The following is a 25368-nucleotide window of genomic DNA, read 5'->3' on the forward strand; positions in this document are numbered from 1 at the left end:
ACAGGGCACACAAGGAGACCCATGTCGCGCATCGCCTATGTGAACGGCCGCTACGTGCCGCAGCGCTTCGCCAGCGTGAACGTCGAGGATCGCGGCTACCAGTTCGGGGACGGCATCTACGAGGTGGTTCACATCCATGCCGGCCGCTTCATCGATGCGGATCGGCATCTGGGCCGGCTGGAGCGCTCCGTGGCCGAGATCCGCCTGCCCATGCCGATGCCACGCGCGGCGCTGGAGCTGGTGCTGCACGAGCTGGTCCGGCGCAACCGGATCACCGAGGGGCTGGCCTACATGCAGGTGACGCGCGGCGTGGCGCGGCGGGAGCATGCCTTCCCGTCGAAGCCGGTGCCGCCCGCCTTCGTCGCCACGGTGCGGCGCATCCCGCCCTATCCGGCGAGCCTCGACGGCTGGTCGCTGACCGCCATCACCCAGGCCGACCTGCGCTGGGCGCGGCGCGACATCAAGAGCGTGAACCTGCTGCCCAACGTCCTGGCCCGCCAGGCCGCGAAGGAGCAGGGGTCGGGGGAGGCGATCCTCTACGATCCCGCCACCCGCATGGTCACTGAAGGCGCGGCGACCACGATCTGGATCGTCGACGCGGCCGGGGTGCTGCGCACCCATCCGCTGGGCCACGCCATCCTGCCCGGCTGCACCCGCGGCGCGCTGCTGGCAGAGCTGGCGGCGGCCGGGATCGCGGCGGAGGAGCGCGGCTTCTCCCTGGACGAGCTGGAGCGGGCGCGGGAGGTGTTCCTGACCTCCGCCACCTCCTTCGTGAAGCCGATCCTGCGGGTGGACGGGCGGGCGGTGGGCGACGGCACGCCGGGCCCGGTCACCCGCCGCCTCTTCGACCTCTTCGCCCGCCACGTCACCGGCGGCCCGCGGAACGCGGCGTGAGCCCGCCGGCCGGGCCGCTGCCGCGGGCGATCGTCTGGGACTGGGACAACACCCTGGCCGATGGCTGGGGGGCGATCCAGGCCGGGCTGAACGCCGCCTTCCGTGCCTTCGGGATGCCGGAATGGTCGCTGGAGGAGGTGCGGGCCAATGTCCGCAGGTCGCTGCGCGATTCCTTCCCGGACCTTTTCGGCCCGGCATGGGAAGATGCGCGGGACGTCTTCTATGCCGAGGTCCGGGCCCGCCACCTGGCCGTGCTGGAGCCGATGCCGGGGGCCGGGCCCATGCTGGCCGGGGCGGCGGCGCTGCTGCCCCTGGCCGTGGTATCGAACAAGCAGGGCGCCCTGCTGCGCGCCGAGGCGGCCCGGCTGGGCTGGACGGGCCATTTCCGCGCCCTGGTCGGGGCCGGCGATGCCCGCGCCGACAAGCCGGACCCGGCCCCGCTGCGGCTGGCCTGCGCCGCCTGCGGCGTGCGCCCGGGGCCGGAGGTCTGGTACGTGGGCGACAACGCGCTGGACATGCTGGCGGCCCGCAAGGCGGGGTGCCGCGCCGTGCTGCTGGGCGACGCCGCGCATGACGGGGGGGTTGAAAGCGCCGGGGCGGACGTGCATTTCGGCAGCGCAGCAACACTTCTGGGTTGGCTGACGGGGCAGGGCGCGTCGAGGCTTGCAATGGCCGCTTCCTTGCGCTGAACGTCCCCGAATGGCCGGGCGGGGCGCCGCCGGGCCGATCCCGGCGAGGCCATCATGGCCCGCCAACAAGAAGAAGGACCGTGCCCATGGCCGCGGAGAAGTCCCAGAACGTTCAGGACGTGTTCCTGAACCACGTTCGCAAGAGCAAGACCCCCGTGACGGTCTTCCTGGTGAACGGCGTCAAGCTCCAGGGGATCATCACCTGGTTCGACAACTTTTCCGTCCTGCTCCGTCGGGACGGGCACACGCAGCTCGTCTACAAGCACGCGATCAGCACGGTGATGCCGGGCGCGCCGATCCAGCTCTTCGACGCCTCCGCGGCGGGCGCGCAGCAGGGTGGCGAGGTGCCGGCGGCCCCCGCGGCCCGGCCGCTGCGCGAGACGACCATGACCCTGCACCGGGAGCCACAGACTGTCGGCAGTAACGACTGAGACTCGCGGCGGGCCGACGCTCGCCGCTGTCATCCTTCCCTGGGAGAAGCCCGGCCGCGCGGTGAGCGCGGCCGAAGGCCAGGGGACGGGCGGGGGGGCCATCCGCGCCGCCGAGGCCAGGCTGGCCGAGGCGGTGGGCCTCGCCGCCTCGATCGGCGTGGCCATCGTCCACAGCGCCGTCTATCCGCTCCGCACCCGCCGACCCAGCACACTACTGGGCGAGGGGCAGGTCGCGGCCGTGGGCGAGGCGGTGCGCGAGCAGGGCGTGCAGGTCGTGGTGGTGGACGCCGCCCTGACCCCCGTGCAGCAGCGCAACCTGGAGCGGGACTGGGGCTGCAAGGTCATCGACCGCACCGGCCTGATCCTGGAGATCTTCGGCGAGCGCGCCCGCACCCGCGAGGGCTCGCTGCAGGTCGAGCTGGCCCACCTGGAATACCAGCGCACCCGCCTCGTCCGGTCCTGGACCCACCTGGAGCGGCAGCGGGGCGGCTTCGGCTTCCTCGGCGGCCCCGGTGAGTCGCAGATCGAGATCGACCGCCGCCTGATCGGCGAGCGGATCGTCAAGCTGAAGAAGGAGCTGGAGCAGGTCCGCCGCACCCGCGGCCTGCACCGCCGGGCGCGGGAGAAGGTGCCGCACCCGGTCATCGCCCTGGTCGGCTACACCAACGCCGGCAAGTCCACCCTGTTCAACGCCCTGACCGGGGCGGATGTCTACGCCCAGAACCAGCTCTTCGCGACGCTGGACCCGACCATGCGCGCCATCCGCCTGCCCAGCGGGCGGACGGTGATCCTCTCCGACACGGTGGGCTTCATCTCCGAGCTGCCGACGCAGCTGGTAGAAGCCTTCCGCGCCACGCTGGAGGAGGTCGCGGCGGCCGACATCATCCTGCACGTCCGCGACGTGGCGCATCCGGATTCCGCCGCCCAGCGCGCCGACGTGCTGGCGGTGCTGAACGAGATGGCGGAGGGGCCCGACGCCCCGCTGGACCCGGACTGGACCTCGCGCGTCATCGAGGTGCTGAACAAGGCGGACCTGCTGGGCGGCATCGAGGCGCTGGAGGCGCAGGCCGCGCCCTGGGCGGGGGAGGGGATCGCCGTCTCCGCCCTGACCGGGGAGGGGCTGGACACGCTCCGCCAGGCGCTGGACGAGCGGCTGAACGCCGGGCTGGTGGTGACGGAGCTGGCGCTGCCCCCGGCCGATGGCGCGGGGTTGGCCTGGCTCTACCAGCATGGCGAGGTGCTGGCGCGGGAGGATGCGGACGACGCGATCCGCCTGCGCGTACGCCTGAGCCAGGCCGATCTGGGACGGTTCGAGCAGCGCACATGACCCTGAACGCACGCTCCGTGGATGCCGTGGCCGCGCTGCTGCGCGAGGCCGCCGGGCAGGAGATCATGCCGCGCTTCCGGCGCCTGGCGGAGGGAGCGATCCGGGAGAAGACCGGCCCGCTCGACCTGGTCACCGACGCCGACGAGGCGGCGGAGCGGAAGATCGCGGCCGGGCTCGCCGAACTCTTCCCCGGCTGCGCCGTGGTCGGCGAGGAGGCCTGCTCGGCCGATGCCGCCATCATGGACCGACTGGCGGAGGCGGATCTGGCCTTCGTGGTCGATCCGGTGGACGGCACCGCCAACTTCGCCGCCGGCCTGCCGCTGTTCGGCTGCATGGCGGCCGCCTTCATCCGCGGCGAGGTGGTGGCCGGCTGGATCCACGACCCGCTGGGCGACGACACGGCCATCGCGCTGCGCGGCGAGGGTGCCTGGATCGCCGCGCCGGACGGCACCCGGACCGCGGCGCTGCGCGTCGCGCCGCCCGTGTCGGTGCGGCAGATGGTGGGCGCCGTCTCCTGGACCTACATGCCCGACGGGATGCGCCAGCAGGTGCCGGCGCGGCTGCCGCGGCTGGCCGCCACCATCGGGCTGCGCTGCGCCGCGCACGAGTACCGCATGCTGGCGGGCGGCCATATCCATTGTTCCGCCTATGCGCGGCTGATGCCCTGGGACCACGCGGCGGGCTGGCTGCTGCATGCCGAGGCGGGCGGTTTCTCCGCGCGCTTCGACGGCCTGCCTTACGATCCGGCACGGCAGCGGAGCGGCGGTTTGCTCTGCGCGCCCGACCGGGCCTCGTGGGAGGCCCTGCGCGAGGCGCTGCTCGCGGACTGAGTCATGGCTCTCCGGGGCGGGCCTCGGTCCGCTTTGCGGCCTGCCACAGTGCCTCCATCTCCTCCAGCTCCGCTTCGGCCGGGGTGCGGCCCTGGCGGGCCAGCGCGGCCTCCACGGCGCCGAAGCGGCGCTCGAACTTCCGGTTGGCGCCGCGCAGGCACTCCTCCGGATCGAGGTCCAGCTTCCGCGCCAGGTTGGCCAGGACGAAGAGCAGGTCGCCCATCTCGTCCGCCAGCCGGGCGCGGTCGGCGCCCTGCGGACCGGCCCCGGGCAGCTCGGCGCGCAGCTCCGCGACCTCCTCGTCCAGCTTTGTCAGCACGGATTCCGCATCCGGCCAGTCGAAGCCGACCCGGGCGGCGCGGCGGGTCAGCTTGGCGGCGCGGACGAGCGCGGGGAGGGCGGCCGACACCCCGGCCAGGGTGCCGGTCTCACCCGAAGCCCTGCGCTCGGCGGCCTTCCGCGCCTCCCAAGCCTCCGTCTGGGCGGCGGCGTCGCGGAGCTCGCGCTCGCCGAAGACATGGGGGTGGCGGGCGACCATCTTGTCGGCGATCGCCTTGGCGACATCGGCGAAGGCGAAGTGCCCGGCCTCCTCGGCCATGCGAGCGTGGTAGACGGACTGGAACAGCAGGTCGCCCAGTTCGTCGCGCAGCGCCGGCCAGTCGCGCCGGGCGATGGCCTCCGCCACCTCGTGGGCTTCCTCCAGCGTATAGGGCGCGATGCTGTCGAAGTCCTGCACCTGGTCCCAGGGGCAGCCGTCCGGGGCGCGAAGCCGCGCCATGATGGCGATCAGCCGGGTCATCTGCGCGGCGGCGGGGTCGACGGACGAATGGACCTCGGTGTCGGCATCAGCCATGGGCTTGGGCATCCCGGTGTCGTGGTTGCTGGATGGCCCGCCCATTCGGCGCAGCCGTCCGGGGCGTCAAGGCGGGCAGCGGGCGTCAAAGGTAGTTTCTTAGGAAACCATGGCGTCAAGGCGGGCAGCGGGCGTCAAAGGTAGTTTCTTAGGAAACCATATCGTCTGTCTCCGCCGGCCGGAGATGACGAAAGGGGCAGGCCAGAGGGCCCGCGCCCGGGTGTTCGTGAGTGCGCGATAAGATTTATTATGTAAAAACTACGAGGAACTTAATGGCCTAGGCGGCGTCGATCCGCATCCCGTCATGCGCCGCCTCGATGCCCGGCGGCAGGTTCGCCGCCATCCAGGCCCAGTCCAGATCGGTCCCCATATGCGTCAACAGCGTGCGCCGCGGCCGCAGCCGCGCCACCCACTCCAGCACCCGGTCCACATGCGCGTGCACGGGATGCGGCGAACGGCTGAAGCAGCCGACCACCCAGGTCTCGATCCCCTCCAGCGCCCGCAGGCTCTCCTCCGGCAGCTGGACGACATCCGTCGAATAGGCAAAGCGCCCGATCCGCAGCCCCAGCGTCTCCATCACCTTGTGGTCCTGCCGGAACACGCTCACCGGCAGGCCGGCGATCTCCAGGCTCTGCCCCGGGACCACGGGCACCGGGGTCAGCGCCGGGCGGTAGAAGCCCACCGTGGGTTCCCGGAAGGCATAGTCAAAGCGGTGGGAGACGTCGGCCAGCGTCGCTTCCGTCCCATGGATCGGGATGGCCGCGCCCCGGATGCGGTTCAGGCTGCGGACCTCGTCGATGCCCATGATGTGGTCGGCATGGGCATGGGTCAGAAGGATCGCGTCCACCCGGGCATGGCCCGTGGCGAGCAGCTGGGCCCGCAGATCGGGCCCGGTGTCCACCAGGAGTGCTTCACCGTCAGGGCCTTGGATCAGGATGCTCGACCGGGTTCGGCGGTTCCGAGGCTCCCCAGGGTCGCACTCGCCCCAATTGCCGCGCCCATCCGCACCGCCTAGCAAGGGCACGCCACCGGAGCCGCCACAGCCGAGGATGGTGACTTGCAGCAAGATCAGTGCCTTACGAGATTTTATTGAACAGGTTTCTGGTATTCCGACCCGTCAGTTCGATCAGCGCCGGCACCTCCATGCCCAGGGTCTTCGCCAGCACCTCTGCCGTCGTCGCGACATAGGCCGGCTCGCATCGCTTCCCGCGGTAGGGCACCGGCGCCAGGTAAGGCGAGTCCGTTTCCACCAGGATGCGGTCGCGCGGCAGGCTGGCCGCCACCTCGCGGATATCGTTGCTTTTCGGGAATGTCAGGATGCCGGAGAAGGAGACGTAGCCGCCATCCGCCACCACCGTCTCCGCCAGCGCCCGGGTGCTGGAGAAACAGTGCAGCAGCGCGGCGAAGTCCCCGCCCGCCTCGCGCTCCTCCCGCAGGATGGCGGCGATGTCGTCATCCGCCTCCCGCGCATGAATCACCAGCGGCAGCCCGGTGCGCTGCGCCGCCCGGATGTGACGCCGGAAGCTCTCGGCCTGAACCTCCGGCGGCGCGGTGTCGTAATGGTAGTCCAGCCCAGACTCCCCGATCCCGACCACCTTGGGATGGTCGGCCAGGGCGATGATCGCCTCCACCGTCGGGATCGGCGCGTTCCCCGCCTGCATCGGGTGTACCCCGACCGTGGCGAAGACCTGGGGGAAGCGGTCGGCAATCGCCTTCACCGTCTCCCCCTGGGCCATGGTGGTGCCGATGGTGATCAGCCGCGCGACACCCGCCTCACCGGCCCGGGCGACCACCGCCTCCAGCTCTCCGCCCTCGAAATAGTCCAGGTGGCAGTGGCTGTCCGTCAGCACCCGCTCAGCCCTCCGCCTCGACCTTGCGGAACAGCGGCGTCGGCGGCGGCAGCTTCGTCCCGTCCGGCAGGGCCTTCAGCGTGGCCAGGGTCCGCTCCCCCTCGCCTACCCCGAGCTGGTCCAGCAGCGCGTTCATCGTCCCCGGCATGAAGGGCAGCAGCACGGTCGCCAGCACCCGGAGCGCGGTGTGCAGGTTGCGCAGCACGGTGCCCATGCGGACGGGGTCGGTCTTCTTCAGCGCCCAGGGCTTCTGCGCGTCGATCCAGCCATTGCCGAGGCGGACCACCGCCCAGACCCGCTCCAGCGCCTCGTGGAAGGCCTGGCGGTCCAGCGCCTCGCCCACCGCGTCCGGCAGGGCGCCGAGCGGCTCCAGCAACTGCCGGTCCTCCTCGGTCGGCGGCGCCAGCGGCGGCAGGGCGCCGTCGCAGTTGCGCTGGATCAGCGACAGGCTGCGCTGCGCCAGATTGCCAAGATCGTTCGCCAACTCGCTGTTCAGACGGGATATCAGGGCGCGACGGGAGAAGTCCCCGTCATTGCCGAACGGCACCTCCCGGAGCAGGAAGTAGCGCACGGGGTCCAGGCCGAACTCCTCGATCAGCGCCAGCGGGTCGATCACGTTCCCCAGCGACTTGCTGATCTTCTGGCCCTCGTTGGTCCACCAGCCATGGGCGAAGACCCGCTTCGGCGTCGGCAACTCCGCAGCCATCAGCACGGCCGGCCAGATGATGGCGTGGAAGCGCAGGATGTCCTTGCCGACCATATGCAGGTCTGCCGGCCAGAAAGGCATATCTTCAGAGGGATAGCCAGCAGCGGTGATGTAGTTTGTGAGCGCGTCCAGCCAGACGTACATCACGTGGTCCGGGTCGCCCGGCACGGGGATTCCCCAGCGGAAGGAGGTGCGGGACACCGAGAGGTCCTGCAATCCCGCCTTCACGAAGCTCAGCACCTCGTTGCGGCGGCTCACCGGGGCGATGAAGTCCGGGTTGGCCTCGTAGAAGGCGAGCAGCCGCTCGCCCCAGTCACCCAGGCGGAAGAAATAGGAGGGCTCGCGCATCCACTCGACCGGTGCGCCGGAGGCGATCGCGTACTTCTGCCCGTCCCGCTCCACGATCTCGTCGGGGCCGTAGAAGGCCTCGTCGCGCACCGCGTACCAGCCCTCGTAGGCGCCCAGGTAGATCTGGTCCCGTGCCGCCAGCCGCTCCCACAGCACGGTGCAGGCGCGCTTGTGCCGCTCCTCCGTGGTGCGGATGAAGTCCGTGTTGGACAGGCCGATCGCCGAGGCGAGGTCGCGGAAGGTGGTGGACACCCGGTCGGTGAAGGGCTGCGGCGCCTCGCCGACCGCTTCGGCGGCTTTCTCGACCTTCTGGCCGTGCTCGTCCGTCCCGGTGAGGAACATCACCTCGTGCCCGGTCAGCCGCTTCCACCGCGCCATCACGTCGCTCGCGATGTTGGTGTAGGCGTGGCCGATATGCGGCTTGTCGTTCACGTAGTAGATCGGCGTCGTGATGTAGTAGCGCCGCGCGTCGCTCATCCGTCCTGTCCCCTCGGGGTGGCCGCCGCGGACCGGCCGCGACGGGGCACCGGGTGCCCGGGAAGGTGGAGCCGGTCTCGGCAGGGCATGCGGCGGATCGCGGGCGGCGCCCGGCGGCGCTCCTCGCGGACACGTCCAGGCGTCTTCCGGATGGATCCCCCGGGGCCCGGCTTGCGGGCCTGCCCTGGCGGAGTCACGCCGCCCGCCGCGCCGGAGGTGCGGTCAGGCCGTCCCGGGCCCCAGGGGCGGAACGGCCAGCGCGCCGAGGCCGACCAGGACCGCCTGCTTGCGGTCCAGGAACAGCGTCTCCGTCTCGTTCGCCAGGCGGCCCAGCATGTCCCACAGCCCCGCCCACTCCGCAAGCGGCCGGGACGCAAGCCAGGGTGGCGCCGCGCCGCCACGTCCCGCCTGGCGCAGCACCTGGGCCAGCGCGTCGCGCAGCAGGGCCACGAAGGTGGTGAAGGCGCTGCCGTCGCGCTTCGCCGCCAGCCGGTCGGCCAGGGCGTGCAGCGCCCGCGGCTCCGGGCGGGGCAGGCTCCGCAGGAAGGTGGCGACCTCCTCGTGCAGGGCCAGCGCGTCGCCCTCGGCCAGGCGCAGCGCCCGGCCCGGGGAGCCCGCGGCCATCTCCGCCAGCCGCGCGCGCCCGTCCCCCGGCAGCTCCGGCAGCCAGCGCGCCAGCAGCCCGTCCAGCCGCGGCCGGTCCAGCGGCGGCAGGTCGAGCCGGCGGCAGCGGCTGCGCACCGTGGGCAGCAGCCGGTCCGGCGCGTCGGTGACCAGCAGCAGCACGGCGCGGGCGGGCGGCTCCTCCAGCGTCTTGAGCAGGGCGTTCTGCGCCTCGCCGGCCAGCGCAGCGGCCTCGTCCACGATCACCGCGCGCCAGCCGCCCTCGGCGGGGGTCATGGACAGGAAGCGCGGCACCGTCCGCGCCTCCTCCACCGAGATCTGCCGCTTCACCTTGCCCTCCGCCACCTCGGGGGCCAGGACCCGCAGGTCGGCATGCGAGCCGTTGGCGACGCGCGAGAAGACGGGGTGCGACGGGTCGAGCGCCAGCGGCGCCGCCCCCTCCGGGCTGCCCGCCAACAGCCAGCGGGCGTAGCGGTAGGCGAGCGTGGCCTTGCCCACCCCCTCCGGCCCGGCCAGCAGCCAGGCATGGTGGGGCCGTCCGCCCAGCGCCGCCTCGCGCAGGGCCAGGGCCGCCTCGTCCTGCCCGACCAGCTCCGGGTTGGCGCGCGGCTCCGGCGGCAGGCTCATGCCGGGCCCGGCAGCCGCTCGCGCAGCGCGGCGAGGGCCGAGGCCAGCACCGCCTCGGGCGGCCGCGCGGCGTCCAGCACCAGGCAGCGCCCGGGCTCGGCGGCGGCGATGTCCAGGAAGGCGCGGCGGATGCGGGCATGGAAGGCGGCGTCGCGCGCGTCGAAGCGGTTGGCATCGCCCCGGCCCAGGGCCCGCGCCGTGCCCAGCCCCGGCTCCACGTCCAGCACCAGGGTCAGGTCGGGCCGGAGCCCGTCCAGCGCCAGCTCCGCCAGGGCGCGGCACGGCGCCTCGCCCAGCCCCTGGGCGAGGCCCTGATAGGCCAGGGTGCTGTCGGCGAAGCGGTCGGAGACGACCCAGATCCCCGCCTCCAGCGCCGGGCGGATGGTGTGGACGAGGTGCTCGCGCCGGGCCGCGGTGACCAGCATCGCCTCCGCCAGCGGGTCCCACCCGTCGCGGCCGAGCATCAGCCCGCGGATGGCCTCGGCGCCCGGGGAGCCGCCAGGCTCGCGGGTCCGCAGCGCCGGCTGGCCGGCGGCGGCCAGGGCCGCGGCGAGGGCACGGGCGAGGGTGCTTTTTCCCGCCCCCTCCCCGCCTTCCAGCGTGACGAAGCGTCCGCGGGCGGCGGGCTGCGGGCCGTGGCTCACCGGCTCAACCGGACACCCAGCGACCGATGACCGCGGGGATGCGCGGCAGCAGCCCCATCTTGCCCACGTCGGCCCCCGCGATCAGCGGCAGGGTCATGGGCGGAACGCCCTGCCCGGCGACGCTGATCTTGCCGACCTCCTGGCCCTTGGCGACCGGGGCCTGCAAGGGGCTGTCGTACTGCACCTTCACCTCCAGCTGCCGGCGCCAGCCGCGCGGCAGGGTGAGGACCAGGTCGCGGCCGCCGACCAGCGGCACGGTGGACTGCTCGCCGAGATAGACCGGCGCGCTCTCCACCGTATCGGCGGCGCGGAACAGCACCACGTTGTCGAACTCGCGGAAGCCCCATTCCATCAGCCGCTCGCTCTCCTCGGCGCGGGCGCGCATGGACGGCAGGCCGTTCACCACCAGGATCAGGCGCCGCTCGCCGCGCTTCGCGGTGCCGGTGAGGCCATAGCCCGCCTCCTCGGTATGGCCCGTCTTGAGCCCGTCCGCCCCGGCGACGCGGGAGAGGAGCGGGTTGCGGTTCTCCTGGTTGATGTCGTGCCAGCGGAAGGAGCGCTCGTTGTAGAAGCGGAAATCCTCCGGGAAATCCTTGATGATGCGCCGGGCCAGGATGGTCAGGTCGCGCGCGGTCATCCGGTGCTCGGGGTCGGGCCAGCCGGTCGCGTTGCGGAAGGTGCTGTTCTGCAGCCCGATCTTCTTCCCGTACTCGTTCATGATCTCGGCGAACTGCTGCTCGCTGCCGGCGATCCCCTCGGCCAGCACGATGCAGGCGTCGTTGCCCGACTGGATGATCACGCCCCGGGTCAGGTTCTCCACCGAGACCTGGTCGCCCAGGCCCACGAACATCTTCGAGCCGCCCATGCGCCAGGCGCGCTCGCTGACCGGAAGCTGCTGGTCGAAGCGCAGCCGGCCCTGCCGGATCATGTCGAAGACCACGTACATGGTCATCAGCTTCGACATGGAGCTGGGCGCCATGCGCTCGTCGGCGCTCTTCTCCAGCAGCACGGCGCCCGTGTCGGCGTCGATCAGGATGGCCTGCCTGGCGATGGTGTCCAGCGGCCCCAGCGGCGTGCTCGCCGGCGTGCCGGGCGGCGGCGCGGGGGCGCGGCCGCCCTGGGCCGGCCGTCGCTGCGCCGCAGCCTCCCCGGCGGTGCCGAGCAGGCCGAGCAGGGCGGCGGTGCCCAGAAGGTCGCGGCGCTGAGTCATGGCGGAAATCCCCCTTCCCTCCCGGCTCCCCCGCCGGGCGCCTCCGGCGGTCTAGTCCACCAGGATGCGGGCCTCCGATACGCCGCTCCGCAGCACTTGCTCAAGGGCGCGATCGGCCGCCGCAACATCCGGAAACGGTCCGAGGCGAACGCGCCACTCCGCGCGGCGTCCGGAGCCCACCGCCTCCGCCCGCGCGCCGGGAATGCGGGCCGCCTGGCGCCGGGCCCCGTCGGCGCCGGTGAAGCTGCCGAGCTGCACGACGAGCCGCCCCGGCATGGCCGGGCCGGAGAGCAGCGTCTCCGGCAGGCGCAGCGGCGGAAGCTCCGCGCCCGTCTCACGGGCCGGCGACGCCGCGGCTGCCGGGGCACGCCCCTCGCGCCGGACCGCCGCCTGTTGCGCCCCGGGCGGCGGGGCCAGGTCCTCGCGCTGCACGGCCACGGTGGCGGCGGTCGCGACGGCCAGGGCCGGCGCCTCGCCCGGCGCCCGCGGCAGCCCGACGGCCAGGGCCCGGGAGGGCTCGCCCTCCACCGCCACGCGCAGCTGGGCCGGGCGCCCCGGGCTCATGCCCAGCAGCTCGGCGGCGCGCCTCGACACCGCGAGCACCCGGCCGGGGTCGGCCGGGCCGCGGTCATTGGCGCGCAGCAGGAGGATGCGGCCATTCTCCAGGTTGGTGACCCGCAGGATGGCGGGAAGCTGCAGCGTCCGGTGCGCGGCGGTCAGCGCGGCGGGGTCGTAGACCTCGCCATTGGCGGTGCGGCGCCCGGCGGCTGCCTCGGCGATCACCGTGCCCAGCCCCGTCTCGACCAGGCCGAAATCCTCGCGCGGGTAGGACCAGACGCCGCCGAGGCTGTAGGGCTGGCCCAGCAGGTACACCGGCTCCGGCGTCGCCGGGGGCGGCGGCGCCCCGCAGCCCGCGAGCAGGACGAGCCCCATCCCCGCCACGGCGGCCAGGGCGGCGAGCCCGGCCCCGGCACGGCGGGCCGGGCCCCCGGTCACGCCACGAGATCCGCCAGCATCCCCACGGCCAGCGCGTAGAAGTCGGAGGGGTTGTAGCGCCGGATGACGTTGAAGTTCTGGTAGACCACGAAAGCCTGCCCGCTGGTGCCGCGCGGCACCACGATCCCGGCCGGCTGGTCGAAGGCCGGCAGCGGCCCGCCATCCGCCTGCCGCACGCCCAGCCGCGACCACTCGGCCAGCGGCTTGCGGTTGTCGCGGCTCAGCCCCGAGGGGTCCAGGCCGGCCGGCAGCAGCACCTCCCGTCCCCAGCGCTCGCCGCTCCGCCAGCCGCTCTTGGACAGGTAGTTGGCGATGGAGCCCAGCGCGTCGGCGCGGTCGTCCCAGATATCCTTCCGGCCGTCATTGTCGAAATCCACCGCCAGCCGGTTGAAGCTGCTCGGCATGAACTGCGGCTGGCCCATCGCGCCGGCATAGGAGCCGCGCATCCGCTCGACGCTGACATGACCGGCATCGAGGATCTTCAGCGCGGCCAGCAGTTCGCCCCGGAAGAAGGAGGCGCGGCGGCCCTCCCAGGCCAGCGTGGCCAGGGCCTCGATCACGTTGAAGTTGCCGGTGAACGAGCCGTAGTTCGTCTCCAGCCCCCAGATCGCCACGACGATGCGCGGGCTGACCTGGAAACGGTCCTCGATCGATTCCAGCAGGGCGCGGTTCTCCGCCACCATCTGGCGGCCGCGGTCGATGCGGGTCTGGCTCAGCCGGCCATCCCGATACTGCTCCCAGGTGATGGTGAACTCGGGCTGGCGGCGGTCCAGCTCGACCACCTTGTCATTGGGCCGCAGCCCGGCGAAGGCGCGCTCCAGCGTCCGCTGGGAGACGCCCGCCCGGCGGGCCTCGGCGCGGACGCCGTCGAGGAAGGCGGCGAAGCTGCCCGCTCCCTGGGCAAGGGCGGGTGCCGCGACCAGCGCGGCCGGTACGGCGCTCCCCAGGGCCTTGCACAGGGTGCGGAGGAGAAGGCGGCGGTTCGGCGGCATGCGGGAACAGGTGGCACTAGCGGCGCCGGACGGCAACGCACGGGCTGCGCGGCGCCAGCGGCCAGGGGCCGGCCTCATGGCGGTTGAACACCGGGCAATTCAGATCATCAACGCGTGTGTGGCGCATCCCACGCAACGGCGAAAATTCCCGCAGACAAGGAAAATCCCGGCCGCTTCTTGATTTCTTCACAACGTTACGTGCATGGTTCTGCTCTGCATGCAACCTAGAGATGCTGCATGGCCACCGGCACTTTCGCCCACATTGTGTACCTGTCCCTGTCCGGGAGCGTCTTCACGGTTCAGGGTGTGGATTCGTCGCTGATATGGACGGTGGACAGCAACACGCCCAGCTCGACCATCAATCCTGGCGACTTGATCGGCATCACCATCAGCGGCGGCGCCGGCACCTGGACCTATGAGGGCCAGGGCGTGGGCGGGCTCGTGGGATCCTCGTTCAATCCCGACCCGATCATGGGTGGGACGTCCTACTTCGCGCTCACCAACACCCCTCCTGCCGTGGGAACCACCTTCTCCCTGGAGGTGGACCCCTTCGTTCTTTGCTTCCTGTCGGGGACGCTGATCGCGACGCCGCGTGGCGAGGTGGCGGTGGAGGAGCTGCGGGCGGGCGACCTGGTGCTGACCCATGACGGGCGCGAGGCGCCGGTGGTGTGGCTGGGCCGGCAGACGGTCAGCACCGCCTTCGCCGATCCGCTGCGCGTGGCCCCCGTGCGCATCGCCGCCGGGGCGCTGGGCGAGGGGCTGCCGGTGCGCGACCTGCTGGTCTCGGCCGACCATGCGCTGCTGCTGGACGGGGTGCTGGTGCAGGCCGGAGCGCTGGTGCACGGCCGCAGCATCACCCGCGAGACGGCGATGCCGGAGCGCTTCACCTACTACCACGTGGAGCTGGCCGACCATGCGCTGGTGCTGGCCGAGGGGGTGGCGGCGGAGAGCTTCATCGACAACGCCGCGCGGCGGAGCTTCGACAACTGGGCGGAGCATCCGGGCGGGGCGGAGGAGATGGCGGAACTGGCGCTGCCGCGGGCGAAGTCGCACCGCCAGGTGCCGGCCGCCCTGCGCGCCCGGCTGGCCGCCCGCGCCGAGGCCCTGCTCCCGGCCGCCCTGGCCGCCTGACGCCGGGCATGGGGAGGGCTAGCCCTCCCCGACCGCCCGCGCGGGTCAGAAGCGCACGGAAAGGCTGATCGAGCCGAAGGACTGCGCGCCCTTCTGGCCGTAGAACTCCTCGGTCCGCAGCACCTGGGTATAGGCCAGGCGCATGCCCTGCCACAGCACCGCCACGCCGGCCTGGAGATCGCCCACCAGCGGCCGCTTGTCCACGCTGCGCGAATCCCGCCAGGTGTTGCCATCCAGGAAGATGTCCCGGGCGATGGCGCGCCCCTCCACCCCCGCGAAGACGTACCAGCCGAACTCGTCGCGCGGGCGGATGAAGCCCGAACCGGCCAGGGCGGGACGAATGCGCACCGGGCCCCAGTCCGCGTCCAGCGCCGTGCCCAGCCGCAGCATCCCGCCGGCCGAGGCATAGGTCTGCACATTGCCCACGGCGAGGGTGACGCTGGGGATCGCCTCGGTCCGGATGCCGCCCAGCGCCTGCAGCGGCAGGCGCCAGCGGCGTTCCAGCAGCACGTCCAGCGCCGGCTCGTCCTTGAGCTGGTAGTCCCAGCCCTTGGCCGTGTCGACGTTGATCAGCCGGTGGTAGTTGTTCTGCACCTGCTCGCCCAGCGCCGCCGGGCCGACCACGCCGGCCTGGATTTCCAGCAGGGTCTGCGTCAGCTCCGTGGTGCGGCTGAGGCTGAAGGCGCCGTAGAGGTGCCCGGCATAGGGACGGTCCCGCGGATCCGGGTTGCGCCGCTGCGTGTCCGTCGGCGTGTACATGTTCTGGCCGAGCGACAGGCCCCAGCGCAGCTCCCCCGGCCCCATCACCCAGTCCATCTGCCGGTCCAGCCAGGCGAAGGGGCCGGGGAGGTCGGCGCTGGGCGAGCGCCAGGTCAGCAGCAGCCCGTTCGTGTAGTTGCGGTCCGACCCGCCGCCGAAGAGGTCGTTCTCCGTGGTCAGGCTCCAGGTCCCGTACTGGTCCGGCGGTGGCACGGAATCGACCGGGCGGGTCTGGGCGGCCGCGGTGCCGGCGGCCAGGGTGGGAAGCAGGGCGGCGAGGGCGAGGATGCGCATGCGGCCCCTCCCTTGCCTCGTTCCCCCGGATCGGCGCAAGGAGGGCCCCGCGCGGGACAGGTGGCCGAGCGGTCTATGGCAGCGGTCTTGAAAACCGCCGTGGGTGCAAGCCCACCGTGGGTTCGAATCCCACCCTGTCCGCCACCCGTGGCGCGCTCCGGGAGGCCGGTTGCAGCGGGCCGGCCGCACCGGGAAGGCCCGGACCTGGCCGCGCGAGTCGGGAATCCCCCGCCCCGGGGAGGCCCATGCCGCCCCGGCAGCGGCAGACAGGGCCCTGCCCCGCCTCCGACCAGGACCGGCCTGCTTCCCCCGCGAACAATTCGCTACCGCGGGGCCCATTTTGTTGCTTTTTCGGTACAACGCCAGCCGGATGTTGATTCCGCTTCGCCCTGGCCAGATTGCGAGGGCAGTTAAACCTCCGTATGAACTCCGCTCACCCCCGGCTCGGGGAGCAGAACGGGACCCGGCAGACAGGCATGCAGCTCAGCACCCTCCAGGACGCGCCGGCGGTCCGCCGGTCCGGCAATGTCGAGGCCAGGGAGCTGGAGCTGCCGGGCGTGCTGCTGGTGACCACCCGGCGCTTTTCCGATGCCCGTGGCTTCTTCACGGAAACCTACAACCGGCGGGACTTCGTCGCGGTCGGCATCGATCACGACTTCGTCCAGGACAACCAGTCCCTGTCCCGCCCGGCCGGCACGGTGCGCGGGCTGCACTTCCAGACCCCGCCGCATGCCCAGGCCAAGCTGATCCGGGTGCTGCGCGGCGCCATCCTGGACGTGGTGGTGGACCTGCGGGCCTCCTCGCCCACCTTCGGCCAGCATTGCGCGGTGGAGCTGCGCGGGACGGACGACCAGCAGTTCTTCATCCCCGAGGGCTTCGCCCATGGCTTCTGCACGCTCGAGCCCGATACCGAGATCACCTACAAGGTGACCGACCTCTACGCGCCGGATTGCGACCGCGGCCTGGCCTGGGACGACCCGGAGCTGGGGATCGCCTGGCCGGTGGCGCCGGAGGCGGCGCTGCTCTCCGACAAGGACCGTCGCCAGCCGAAGCTGCGCGACCTGCCCCGGATCTTCGGCTAAGGAGCGCCGCGCCATGCGCGTCCTCGTCACCGGCGGCGCCGGCTTCATCGGCTCCGCCCTCGCCCGCCACCTCGTCCTCGACCGGGGCGACGAGGTCCTGGTGGTGGACAAGCTGACCTATGCCGGCGAGCGCCGCTCGCTGCGCGACTGCGAGGACAGGCCGGGCTTCGCCTTCCTCCAGGCCGACATCCTCGACACCCCGGCCATGGCCCGGGCGATGGCCGGGTTCCGCCCCGACGCGGTGATGCACCTGGCCGCCGAGAGCCATGTGGACCGCTCCATCTCCGGCGCCGCGCCCTTCATCCAGACCAATGTCGTGGGCACCTTCTCCATGCTGGAGGCGGCGCGCGGCTACTGGGAGGGCCTGTCCGGCGCGGCGCGGGACGGCTTCCGCTTCCACCACATCTCGACGGACGAGGTGTACGGCTCGCTGGGCGAGACCGGCGCCTTCACCGAGACGACGCCCTACGACCCGCGCTCGCCCTACTCGGCCAGCAAGGCCTCCTCGGACCATCTGGTCCGCGCCTGGCACGAGACCTACGGCCTGCCGACCCTGGTCACCAACTGCTCCAACAACTACGGGCCCTTCCACTTCCCCGAGAAGCTGATCCCGCTGGTCATCCTCAACGCGCTGGAGGGCAAGCCCCTGCCCGTCTACGGCGACGGCGGCAACATCCGCGACTGGCTGTTCGTCGAGGACCATGTCCGTGCCCTGGTCGCGGTGGTCACGCGCGGCCGGCCGGGCGAGACCTACAACATCGGCGGCAACAGCGAGCGGCGGAACCTCGCGGTGGTGGAGACCATCTGCGACCTGCTGGACGGGCTGGCCCCCGACGGCCAGGGATCCCGGCGGCGGCTGATCACCTTCGTCCCCGACCGCCCGGGCCACGACCGGCGCTATGCGATCGATGCGACCAAGATCGCCGGCGAGCTGGGCTGGACCCCGGCCGAGAGCTTCGAGAGCGGCATCGGGCGCACCGTGCGCTGGTACCTGGACAATGAGTGGTGGTGGCGCCCCCTGCGCGAGCGCGTCTATGGCGGCGAGCGACTGGGGCTCGGGGCCGGGAAGGCTCCGGCCTGATGCGCGTGCTGGTCGCCGGGAAGGTCGGGCAGCTCGGCCTCGCCCTGCGGACGCGGCTGGCGGAGGCGGGGCACGACGTCACCGCCCTGGGCCGGCCGGAGCTGGACCTGACCCGGCCGGAGACGATCCGGGCGGCGGTGAAGGTGCTGCAGCCGGAGGTCGTCATCAACGCGGCCGCCTACACGGCGGTCGACCGCGCCGAGGACGAGCCGGAGGCGGCCATGGCGGTCAACCGCGACGGCGCGCGCCTGCTGGCCGCGGCGGCGCAGGGCGCGGGGGCGCCCTTCGTCCAGCTCTCCACCGACTACGTCTTCGACGGCACCAAGGGGGCGCCCTACACCGAGGAGGACGCCACCAACCCGACGGGGGCCTATGGCGCGTCCAAGCTGGCGGGGGAGGAGGCGGCGCTGAAGGCCAATCCCCGCACGCTGGTGCTGCGCACCGCCTGGGTCTGCTCGGCCGACGGCAACAACTTCGTGCGGACCATGCTCCGCCTGGGCCGGGAAAGGCCCGAGCTGCGGATCGTGGCCGACCAGCAGGGCGCGCCGACCTTCGCCGACGACCTCGCCGCGGCGATCGCCGCGATGCTGCCCCGGCTGCATGCCAGCCCGGAGGGGGACCCCGCCTTCGGCGTCTTCCACCTCACCGGCGCGCCCTATACCAGCTGGTACGGCTTCGCCGCGGCAATCTTCGGGGGCGCCGGAGCGCGTGCCCTGCCCTCCCCCGTGCTGCATCCGATCACCACGGCGGAGTATCCCACGAAGGCCCGGCGACCGGCGGATTCCCGCCTCGACTGCACCAGGATCGCCGCCATCCATGGTATCGCGCAGCCCGATTGGCGGCCGGCGCTGGAACGCTGCCTCGACCGTCTGATCGGCAGCAAGGAAAAGGTCTGACCATGAAGGGCATCGTCCTGGCCGGGGGCAGCGGCACCCGGCTCTACCCGGCGACGCTGGCGGTCTCGAAGCAGCTGCTGCCCGTCTACGACAAGCCGATGGTCTACTACCCGCTCTCCGTGCTGATGCTCGCGGGCATCCGGGAGATCATGGTCATCTCGACCCCCCAGGACCTGCCGCTCTTCCGGCGGCTGCTGGGCGACGGCTCGCAATGGGGCGTCCGGCTGGTCTTCCAGGAGCAGGCCAAGCCGACGGGGATCGCCGAGGCGCTGCTGCTGGGCGAGGAATTCCTGGCGGGCGGCCCCTGCGCCCTGATCCTCGGGGACAACATCTTCTTCGGGGACGGGCTGGAACGGCAGATGGCCGAGGCCAAGACGAGGCCGGCCGGCGCCTCGGTCTTCGCCTACCATGTGGCCGACCCCGAGCGGTACGGCGTGGTCGAGTTCGATGCCGAGGGCCGGGCGCTGAGCATCGAGGAGAAGCCGAAGCAGCCGCGCTCGGAATGGGCGGTGACGGGCCTCTACTTCTACGACGGCCGCGCGCCCTCCCTCACCCGGACCATGAAGCCCTCGGCGCGCGGGGAGCTGGAGATCACCGACCTGAACCAGCTCTACCTGCGCGAGGGCTCGCTGCATGTCTGCCGGCTGGGCCGCGGCTATGCCTGGCTCGACACGGGCACGCATGAGAGCCTGCTGGAGGCGGGGGAGTTCGTCCGCGCCATCGAGAAGCGCACCGGCCAGAAGATCGCCGCCCCCGAGGAGGTGGCCTTCCGCCAGGGCTTCATCGACGAGGCGCAGCTCCGCAAGGTCGCCGCGCCGCTGCGCAACAGCGGCTACGGGCGCTACCTCGAAGGGCTGGCGGAGTAGGCGCGGCCGGGGGACGGCCATCGCCCCCGGATCCCCGCATCAGACAGGACCGGCCCCCGCATGGGAGAGATCTTCGAGCGCCCCGTCCCGCCGCATGCGCTGCGCTGGACGGGGGAGCGGCTGACCACCGAGACCTCGGGCCAGACCGAGATCGAGCACCTGCACCGCTACTTCTTCGCCCGCTCGCTCTGCCGCGGGCTGGACGTGCTCGATGTTGCGTCCGGCGAGGGCTACGGCGCGGCGATGCTGGCGCAGGTCGCCCGGTCCGTGGTCGGGGTGGAGCTGGCGGAGGACGCGGTCGCGCATGCCCGTGCCGCCTATCCCGGCCCGAACCTGCGCTACCTGGCGGGGGACGCGCGCAGCCTGCCCTTACGCGACGCCAGCGTCGACGCCGTCGTCTCCTTCGAGACGATCGAGCACTTCTACGAGCACGACGCCTTCCTGGCGGAAATCCGCCGGGTGCTGCGCCCCGGCGGCCTGCTGGTCATCAGCTCCCCCGAGCGGGACGTCTATTCGCCGGCCGGGAGCGCGCCCAACCCGTACCATGCCCGCGAGCTGACCCGGGCCGAGTTCGGCACGCTGCTGCACCGCCACTTCCCGCATGTCGACCTCTATGCGCAGCGCCCGATGCTCGGCTCCGCCGTCATGCCCGAGGCGCCGCCCGCCGCCGGCGCCCAGCCCCTCGTCACCTTCGAGCGCCGCGACCAGCGGCTGTTCGAGGCTTCCACGGGGCTGCCGCGGCCGATCTACCTCGTGGCCCTCGCCTCCGATGCGCCCCTGCGCCGGACCGGCGGCAGCCTCTACATCGAGACCGGCGGGGTGGAGGCGATCTTCAACCGCCTCGCCGCGGCCGATGCCGCGGAGCGGCGCTTGGCCGAGGAAGCCGGGCAGGTCCGGCAGATGCGGGCGGAGCTGGGCCGGCACGACGAACGGCGGCTTGCCCAGGAGGCGGAGGCGCAGGACTGCCGCCGAGAACTGGCCCGCCGGGCGGAGGAGGTGGCCGCGCTGGAGCGGGAGCGTGCCGCGCTGGAGCGACGGCTGGATCTGGCCGGCCGCGAGCTGTCGGCGGACCGCCGGGCCCGCGAGGCGCTGCAATCGGCGCTGCGCGAGACCGGCGAGGAGCTGGCAGCCGCCCGGGGGCTGGCCGAGGCGCTGCAGAATTCCGTCAGCTGGCGCCTGACGGGGCCGCTGCGCGGCTTCCTGGAGCGGCATCCCGGCGCCCTGCACCGGCTGCAGGCGGTGACCACGCGGCATCCGCGCACCCTGGACCTGGCGATGCGCTCGGCGCGCGGGGCCTGGCGGCTGGCGACGCTGCGCCCCTTCCGGGGCGGCGGGGCGGCCCCGCCCGCGCTGCCCGTGCCCACGGCGGCTCCGATATCCCTCCCCTTCGCCGCGCCGCCGCGCCAGGTGACCTTCGATCCCCGCCCGCTGCCCCCGCCGGCGGCACCGCATCCGGAGGCGCTGCCGGCCGGGGGCGGCCGGCGCGGCCTGCTGCTCGGGCACGTGCTTCCCTATCCGCCGCGGGCGGGGAACGAGTACCGCATCCATCGCCTGCTCGCCTGGCTCGCCGGCCAGGGATGGGACATGACGCTGCTGCTGGTGCCCCTGCCGGGCGAGGAGCCCCCGGCGGCGCGGCGGGCCGAGCTGGCGGCGGTCTATCCGAACCTCGTGATCTGCCAGCATGACGGCACGGTGTGGCACCGGCTCCCGGGCGGCGAGGCGCTGCTGGAGCCGCTGCGCGGGCGTCGGCCGCGGGCCATGGCGGCGCTGTTGCAGGAGGACGATGCGGGGGGCCAGTCGCGCCTCCTCGGCCACGAGCGGACCTTCTGTCCCGATGTCGCCGCCGATCTGCTGTGCCACCTGCAGCAGGAGCTGCGGGCGGAGCTGCTCATCGGCGAGTACGTCTTCATGACCCGCGCCTTCCCGCTGCTGCAGCCCAGGCCCCTGACGCTGGTGGACACCCATGACGTGTTCTCGTCCAAGGCGGGCAAGGTGGTGCGCTTCGGCGTGCGGGACACGCTGAGCCTGACGCCGGAGGAGGAGGCCTCGCTGCTGCGCCGGGCGGACGGGGTCCTCGCCATCCAGCCGGAGGAGGCGGCGGAGATCGAGCGGCTGGTCCCCGGCCGCGCCGTCCTCAGCGTCGGGGTGGACATCCCGGCCGCCGGCGGCTTGCGTGCCCCGGTAGCGGCCCCGGTCGCCATCCTCGTGGCCTCGGCCAACGCCATGAACCTCCAGGGGCTGCAGAGCTTCCTCGACCTCGCCTGGCCGCTGGTGCGTCGCGAGGTGCCGGAGGCGGAGCTGCACGTGGTCGGCTCCGTCGGAGAGGGTCTCCTCGACCCGCCGGACGGGGTGCGGCTGCTCGGGCGGGTGGAGCGGCTGGACCTGGCCTATGCGGCGGCGCGCGTCGCCATCAACCCCGCGGTCGCCGGCACCGGGCTGAAGATCAAGACGGTCGAGGCGCTCGGCTTCCGCCTTCCGGTGGTGACCTGGCCCACCGGGGCCGAGGGCATCCCCGCGGAGGCACGCCCCTTCTGCCATGTGGCCGGGAACTGGTTCACCTTCGCCCGCGCGCTGATCCGCCTCCTCACCGACGACGCGGCGGCGGAGGCGATCCTGCGCGAGAACGACACGCTCGCCCGCGCCTTCTCCCCCGACATCGTCTACGAGCCCCTGCGCCGGTTCCTCGGGCGCCGGGATGGAACGAGCGGCCCGACATGACCGCACCGCCCGCCTACGACGTCTTCGCCGACCTTTCCGGCGCGGAGAGCGAGGCCACCGATCCGGCCGCCCACCTGCGCCGGTTGATGCGCGAGGGCGAGCTGAGCCTCGTCGCGGGGCAGGTCCGCCTGGCGTTGCCGCCCGGCCGGACCCTGCCGCCCGAGCTTGCCGCCCATGCCGCGCCGGGGGCGGACCCGGCCGAGGCCTTCCACGCCGCGCTGATGGCGGCGGCGCGGCGCGGCCGCTTCCTGCTGGTGCTGACGGGCCCGATCATCCCGCCCAGCGCGGTGGTCCCGAGGCTGCTGCGGGCCCTGGCCGCCGATCCCATGTTCGGCAGCAGCCAGCCGCGCCTGGCCGCGGCGGCGACCGACCTGGTCCATCCCCTGCCGGCGCGTGGGGCGCTGGCCGCGCCGGAGCCGGAGACCTCGCGCGGTGCCCTGTCGCGCCTGCCGGAGCATCTGATCACCGCGGAGCTGCCCGCCGCCTGCATGCTGCTGCGGCCCGAGCTGGCGGAGATCGTCTCCCTTCCCGCGGGGCTGGCCAGCGGCGCCGGCGCCCTCGCCTACGCGCTCTGCCAGGCCCGCCGCTGCGGCTTCCGCAACGTGGTGGCGAACCGGACCGTCGTCGCCTCGACCCTCGGGCCGGAGCAGGCCTATCCCCTGCCGCCGCCCTCCGAGGCCGCGCTGCTGGCGGCGGCCTACCCGGATTCGCGCCGCGCCGCCGCGCAGAATGCGGACCTGCCGCAGCGGCGGTTCGAGGCGCTGCTGAGCGCCGGCTTCCCGCCGGCCGGGGAGCGGCGGCGGCTGCTGCTCGACTGCCACGGCCTCTCGCCCGTGTTCAACGGTACCGCGCTGTGCACCCTGGGCCTGCTGGACGGCATGGCGGCCCTGGACACGGGCTGGCAGATCGACGTGCTCAGCACGCCGGAGGCGGCCCGGTTCCACGAGCTGAAGCGTCGCTACCCGGGGTTTGGCCACCGCCACGGCCCGATCCTGGACCGCTACGCGGCGGCGCTGACGCCGAATCAGCCCTTCGACCTGGCGCCGGTGAAGGCCCTGCACCGGCATGCGCTGGTGATCGCCTTCAACATCCTCGACACGATCGGCTGGGATGCCCTCTACCCGCTGCCGGACCGGACGGGAGCGGTCTGGCGCCTGATCGCGCGTCATGCCGACGGGCTGGCCTTCATCTCGGGCTATTCGCGCGACCGCTTCCGGACGCGCTTCCCGCTCTCGCCCGGGGTCGCGCAGGCGGTGGCGCATCTCAGCCTGAAGCAGGAGGAGCAGTCCCTCGCGGCCTTCCGCGACCTGCCGGAGGGCGAGCATGTCCTGCTGTTCGGCAACAGCTACGACCACAAGGCGCTGGCGCTGACCCTGTCGGTCCTGACCCAGGCCTTTCCCTTCCAGCGCCTCGTGGTGCTGGGCGGGGAGGCGGAGCCGACGCCCTTCGTCCAGGCCATTCCCAGCGGGCAGGCCGACAGCGAGGAGGTGCATCGGCTGATCGCCACGGCGCGTGCCATCGTCTTCCCCTCCTTCTACGAGGGCTTCGGCCTGCCGGTGGTGGAGGGGCTGGCCTATGGCCGGCCGGTGATCGTCCGTCGCTCGCCGATCTGGGAGGAGATCGCCGGCCATGCCCGCCTGCCCGGCCGGCTGATCCCCTTCGGCGACCCTGCCTCCCTGGTCGACGCGCTCGGCCGGGTGCTGGAGGGGATGCCCGTCGCGGCCCTGCCGCAGGGCGTCCGCCTGGACGCGGGCGCACCCGTCACCGGCTGGCGCGAGAGCGCGGCCCTGTTGCTGGAGCTGCTGGACCGCGGCCTGGCGGGGGTCAGCGCCGAGCGGTGGCTGCACCGCGACGACGTGCTGCGAGGCTGACCGGGATGCCCATCGACCGCATGCGAGTCGTCACCCTCCTGGCGCGGCACGGCACGGCGAAGTACGCCGACGCGCTGCCCGACATCCGGGCGCTGTTCCGGGGCCAGATGCCCGAGGTCGCGCACGAGGTGGTCGTCAGCGACAACGCCTTGCCGCCGGGGCACGAGGAAGCGCTGGAGCCGGGCGTCACCCTGATCGGCGGGTCGAACGACGCCTGGGAGTTCTCGGCCTGGGACTCCGCGGTCGGCTGGCTGGGCGACCGGCTGGACGGCTACGACTTCGTCCACCTTGCCACCTCCGCCTTCCGGCAGCTCTATGTCCGCTACCTCGACCGCTTCGACACGCCGATGCTGCGGGCGATCCACGGCCGCGCGGCGGCGGTGGGGCATGTCGACTACTACAACGATCCGGTCTCGCTGCTGGGCTTCGGCTGCCAGGCATGGCTGCGCAGCTCCTTCGTCCTGCTGCCGCCGGCCGAGCTGCGCCTGCTCGGCTCGCTGGCCGGGGTGACGGAGCGCGCGGCCTTCTTCAGCGGCAGGCCGGAGGCGCCGTTCCTCGCGGAGGCGCCGATCTCCGAAGGCTACCGGCAGAACATCCTCGGCTGGCTCACCGGCGACGGGACCGGCCAGGGCACGGGATGGCATTCGCGCTTCCGGCTGGATGCGGGCACCCTGGCCTTCTTCGAGAGCAAGACCCTCGCCATCCTGAACGAGCAGATGCTGAGCAGCCGGCTGCGCGCCCAGGGCTGCGCCCTGGTGGATGCCACCTGGCTGGCCACGCAGCTTGGGCGGGGCGGCGGGAAGGCCATCGGGGCCATACCGGACTGGCGCCGGCAGGTGACGTCGCGCGACAACGACCCCGCGCCGCCGCAGGGGATGATCGACTGATACGGGCGGACAGAGCCCCCGCCCGGCCCTGGGCCGGCTGCCGCCGGAGCGCTGCGGGGAGCGTCGCCAGGGGCGCGCCGGACGACCCGGCCCGCCTTCGGCAGCGGCGCCGCCGATCCGCCCAGGTCGCTCGGTGGCGCTGAGGAACGGCGATCCTTTGATCGCCGATGGCCGGGGCGGGCAGCGTCGCTTCCGCCCCTCGCCAGCTCGTGGCGGGACGTCCCATCGGCCGGCTCGCGGATGGTGACCAACGCATCGCGTGGATGGCGGTCCGGGCGCGCGGAC

General features: G+C 73.0%; 23 protein-coding genes and 1 tRNA gene. 14 read left to right on the forward strand and 10 right to left on the reverse strand.

Translation table 11 applies throughout. The features are described 5' to 3' along the window. Window positions 1-21 precede the first annotated feature (21 nt). From LPC08_RS08755 to LPC08_RS08775, 5 genes are all read left to right on the forward strand, one after another. Window positions 22-894, forward strand: coding sequence for a D-amino-acid transaminase (locus LPC08_RS08755; protein ID WP_230452312.1), 873 nt, complete (start codon window positions 22-24; stop codon window positions 892-894). Continuing rightward, entirely contained in the window at window positions 891-1583 is a 693-nt protein-coding gene (locus LPC08_RS08760) for an HAD family hydrolase (protein WP_230452313.1), read from the forward strand. The genes LPC08_RS08755 and LPC08_RS08760 overlap by 4 nt, the downstream gene beginning before the upstream one ends. A gap of 86 nt (window positions 1584-1669) precedes the next feature. Further along, window positions 1670-2014 carry an RNA chaperone Hfq gene (gene hfq, locus LPC08_RS08765; RefSeq protein ID WP_230452314.1) on the forward strand — a complete coding sequence of 115 codons (345 nt, stop codon included), beginning with the start codon at window positions 1670-1672 and terminating at the stop codon, window positions 2012-2014. After that, window positions 1995-3341, forward strand: a complete 1347-nt coding sequence (gene hflX, locus LPC08_RS08770; protein WP_230453022.1) for a GTPase HflX — start codon at window positions 1995-1997, stop codon at window positions 3339-3341. Before hfq ends, hflX begins: the two co-directional genes overlap by 20 nt. Further along, entirely contained in the window at window positions 3338-4171 is an 834-nt protein-coding gene (locus LPC08_RS08775) for an inositol monophosphatase family protein (protein WP_230452315.1), read from the forward strand. The genes hflX and LPC08_RS08775 overlap by 4 nt, the downstream gene beginning before the upstream one ends. Window position 4172: 1 nt before the next feature. On the opposite strand, the gene mazG is transcribed toward LPC08_RS08775, so the two are convergent. The 9 genes from mazG to LPC08_RS08820 form a co-directional block, all read right to left on the reverse strand. Beyond that, on the reverse strand, window positions 4173-5024 hold the full coding sequence (mazG, locus tag LPC08_RS08780; RefSeq protein ID WP_230452316.1) for a nucleoside triphosphate pyrophosphohydrolase: 852 nt from the start codon (window positions 5022-5024) through the stop codon (window positions 4173-4175). Window positions 5025-5301: 277 nt separating this feature from the next. Then, window positions 5302-6087 (reverse strand): MBL fold metallo-hydrolase, encoded by a 786-nt coding sequence (locus tag LPC08_RS08785; protein WP_230453023.1) that lies wholly within the window; start codon window positions 6085-6087, stop codon window positions 5302-5304. Between the two features lie 13 nt (window positions 6088-6100). After that, window positions 6101-6874 carry a TatD family hydrolase gene (locus LPC08_RS08790; protein ID WP_230452317.1) on the reverse strand — a complete coding sequence of 258 codons (774 nt, stop codon included), beginning with the start codon at window positions 6872-6874 and terminating at the stop codon, window positions 6101-6103. A gap of 4 nt (window positions 6875-6878) precedes the next feature. Further along, the gene (metG, locus tag LPC08_RS08795) at window positions 6879-8405 is read right to left on the reverse strand and encodes a methionine--tRNA ligase (RefSeq protein ID WP_230452318.1); all 1527 of its coding nucleotides are present in this window, start codon (window positions 8403-8405) and stop codon (window positions 6879-6881) included. Window positions 8406-8627: 222 nt separating this feature from the next. Beyond that, complete coding sequence (locus LPC08_RS08800; RefSeq protein WP_230452319.1) at window positions 8628-9656, reverse strand: DNA polymerase III subunit delta'; 1029 nt, start codon at window positions 9654-9656, stop codon at window positions 8628-8630. Continuing rightward, window positions 9653-10300, reverse strand: a complete 648-nt coding sequence (gene tmk, locus LPC08_RS08805; RefSeq protein ID WP_230452320.1) for a dTMP kinase — start codon at window positions 10298-10300, stop codon at window positions 9653-9655. The genes LPC08_RS08800 and tmk overlap by 4 nt, the downstream gene beginning before the upstream one ends. Before the next feature lie 4 nt (window positions 10301-10304). Then, a complete protein-coding gene (locus LPC08_RS08810) occupies window positions 10305-11510 on the reverse strand; it encodes a D-alanyl-D-alanine carboxypeptidase family protein (protein ID WP_230452321.1) in 1206 nt (401 codons plus the stop codon). Between the two features lie 51 nt (window positions 11511-11561). After that, window positions 11562-12506 (reverse strand): septal ring lytic transglycosylase RlpA family protein, encoded by a 945-nt coding sequence (locus LPC08_RS08815; protein WP_230452322.1) that lies wholly within the window; start codon window positions 12504-12506, stop codon window positions 11562-11564. Then, window positions 12503-13498 (reverse strand): lytic murein transglycosylase, encoded by a 996-nt coding sequence (locus LPC08_RS08820; RefSeq protein ID WP_230452323.1) that lies wholly within the window; start codon window positions 13496-13498, stop codon window positions 12503-12505. Before LPC08_RS08820 ends, LPC08_RS08815 begins: the two co-directional genes overlap by 4 nt. A 330-nt stretch (window positions 13499-13828) precedes the next feature. On the opposite strand from LPC08_RS08820, the gene LPC08_RS08825 reads away from it, so the two are divergent. Further along, window positions 13829-14629 (forward strand): Hint domain-containing protein, encoded by an 801-nt coding sequence (locus LPC08_RS08825; protein WP_230452324.1) that lies wholly within the window; start codon window positions 13829-13831, stop codon window positions 14627-14629. A 45-nt stretch (window positions 14630-14674) separates the two neighbouring features. Here the strand turns inward: LPC08_RS08825 and LPC08_RS08830 are convergent, their stop codons facing one another. Then, window positions 14675-15682 carry a lipid A deacylase LpxR family protein gene (locus tag LPC08_RS08830; protein ID WP_230452325.1) on the reverse strand — a complete coding sequence of 336 codons (1008 nt, stop codon included), beginning with the start codon at window positions 15680-15682 and terminating at the stop codon, window positions 14675-14677. 54 nt (window positions 15683-15736) lie between these two features. On the opposite strand from LPC08_RS08830, the gene LPC08_RS08835 reads away from it, so the two are divergent. From LPC08_RS08835 to LPC08_RS08870, 8 genes are all read left to right on the forward strand, one after another. Further along, window positions 15737-15826: transfer RNA gene (locus LPC08_RS08835), tRNA-Ser, on the forward strand. A gap of 332 nt (window positions 15827-16158) precedes the next feature. Next, window positions 16159-16764 (forward strand): dTDP-4-dehydrorhamnose 3,5-epimerase, encoded by a 606-nt coding sequence (gene rfbC, locus LPC08_RS08840; RefSeq protein ID WP_230452326.1) that lies wholly within the window; start codon window positions 16159-16161, stop codon window positions 16762-16764. Window positions 16765-16777: 13 nt separating this feature from the next. Continuing rightward, window positions 16778-17845, forward strand: a complete 1068-nt coding sequence (rfbB, locus tag LPC08_RS08845) for a dTDP-glucose 4,6-dehydratase (protein WP_230452327.1) — start codon at window positions 16778-16780, stop codon at window positions 17843-17845. Beyond that, a complete protein-coding gene (rfbD, locus tag LPC08_RS08850; RefSeq protein WP_230452328.1) occupies window positions 17845-18741 on the forward strand; it encodes a dTDP-4-dehydrorhamnose reductase in 897 nt (298 codons plus the stop codon). The genes rfbB and rfbD overlap by 1 nt, the downstream gene beginning before the upstream one ends. A gap of 2 nt (window positions 18742-18743) precedes the next feature. Beyond that, window positions 18744-19607 (forward strand): glucose-1-phosphate thymidylyltransferase RfbA, encoded by an 864-nt coding sequence (rfbA, locus tag LPC08_RS08855; RefSeq protein WP_230452329.1) that lies wholly within the window; start codon window positions 18744-18746, stop codon window positions 19605-19607. Window positions 19608-19667: 60 nt separating this feature from the next. Beyond that, window positions 19668-22325 carry a methyltransferase domain-containing protein gene (locus tag LPC08_RS08860; RefSeq protein ID WP_230452330.1) on the forward strand — a complete coding sequence of 886 codons (2658 nt, stop codon included), beginning with the start codon at window positions 19668-19670 and terminating at the stop codon, window positions 22323-22325. Then, window positions 22322-24196 carry a glycosyltransferase family 4 protein gene (locus tag LPC08_RS08865; RefSeq protein WP_230452331.1) on the forward strand — a complete coding sequence of 625 codons (1875 nt, stop codon included), beginning with the start codon at window positions 22322-22324 and terminating at the stop codon, window positions 24194-24196. Before LPC08_RS08860 ends, LPC08_RS08865 begins: the two co-directional genes overlap by 4 nt. Before the next feature lie 5 nt (window positions 24197-24201). Continuing rightward, on the forward strand, window positions 24202-25083 hold the full coding sequence (locus LPC08_RS08870) for a hypothetical protein (protein WP_230452332.1): 882 nt from the start codon (window positions 24202-24204) through the stop codon (window positions 25081-25083). Window positions 25084-25368 lie beyond the last annotated feature (285 nt).

It is taken from the genome of Roseomonas sp. OT10 (assembly GCF_020991085.1).
Classification (GTDB): domain Bacteria; phylum Pseudomonadota; class Alphaproteobacteria; order Acetobacterales; family Acetobacteraceae; genus Roseomonas; species Roseomonas cutis.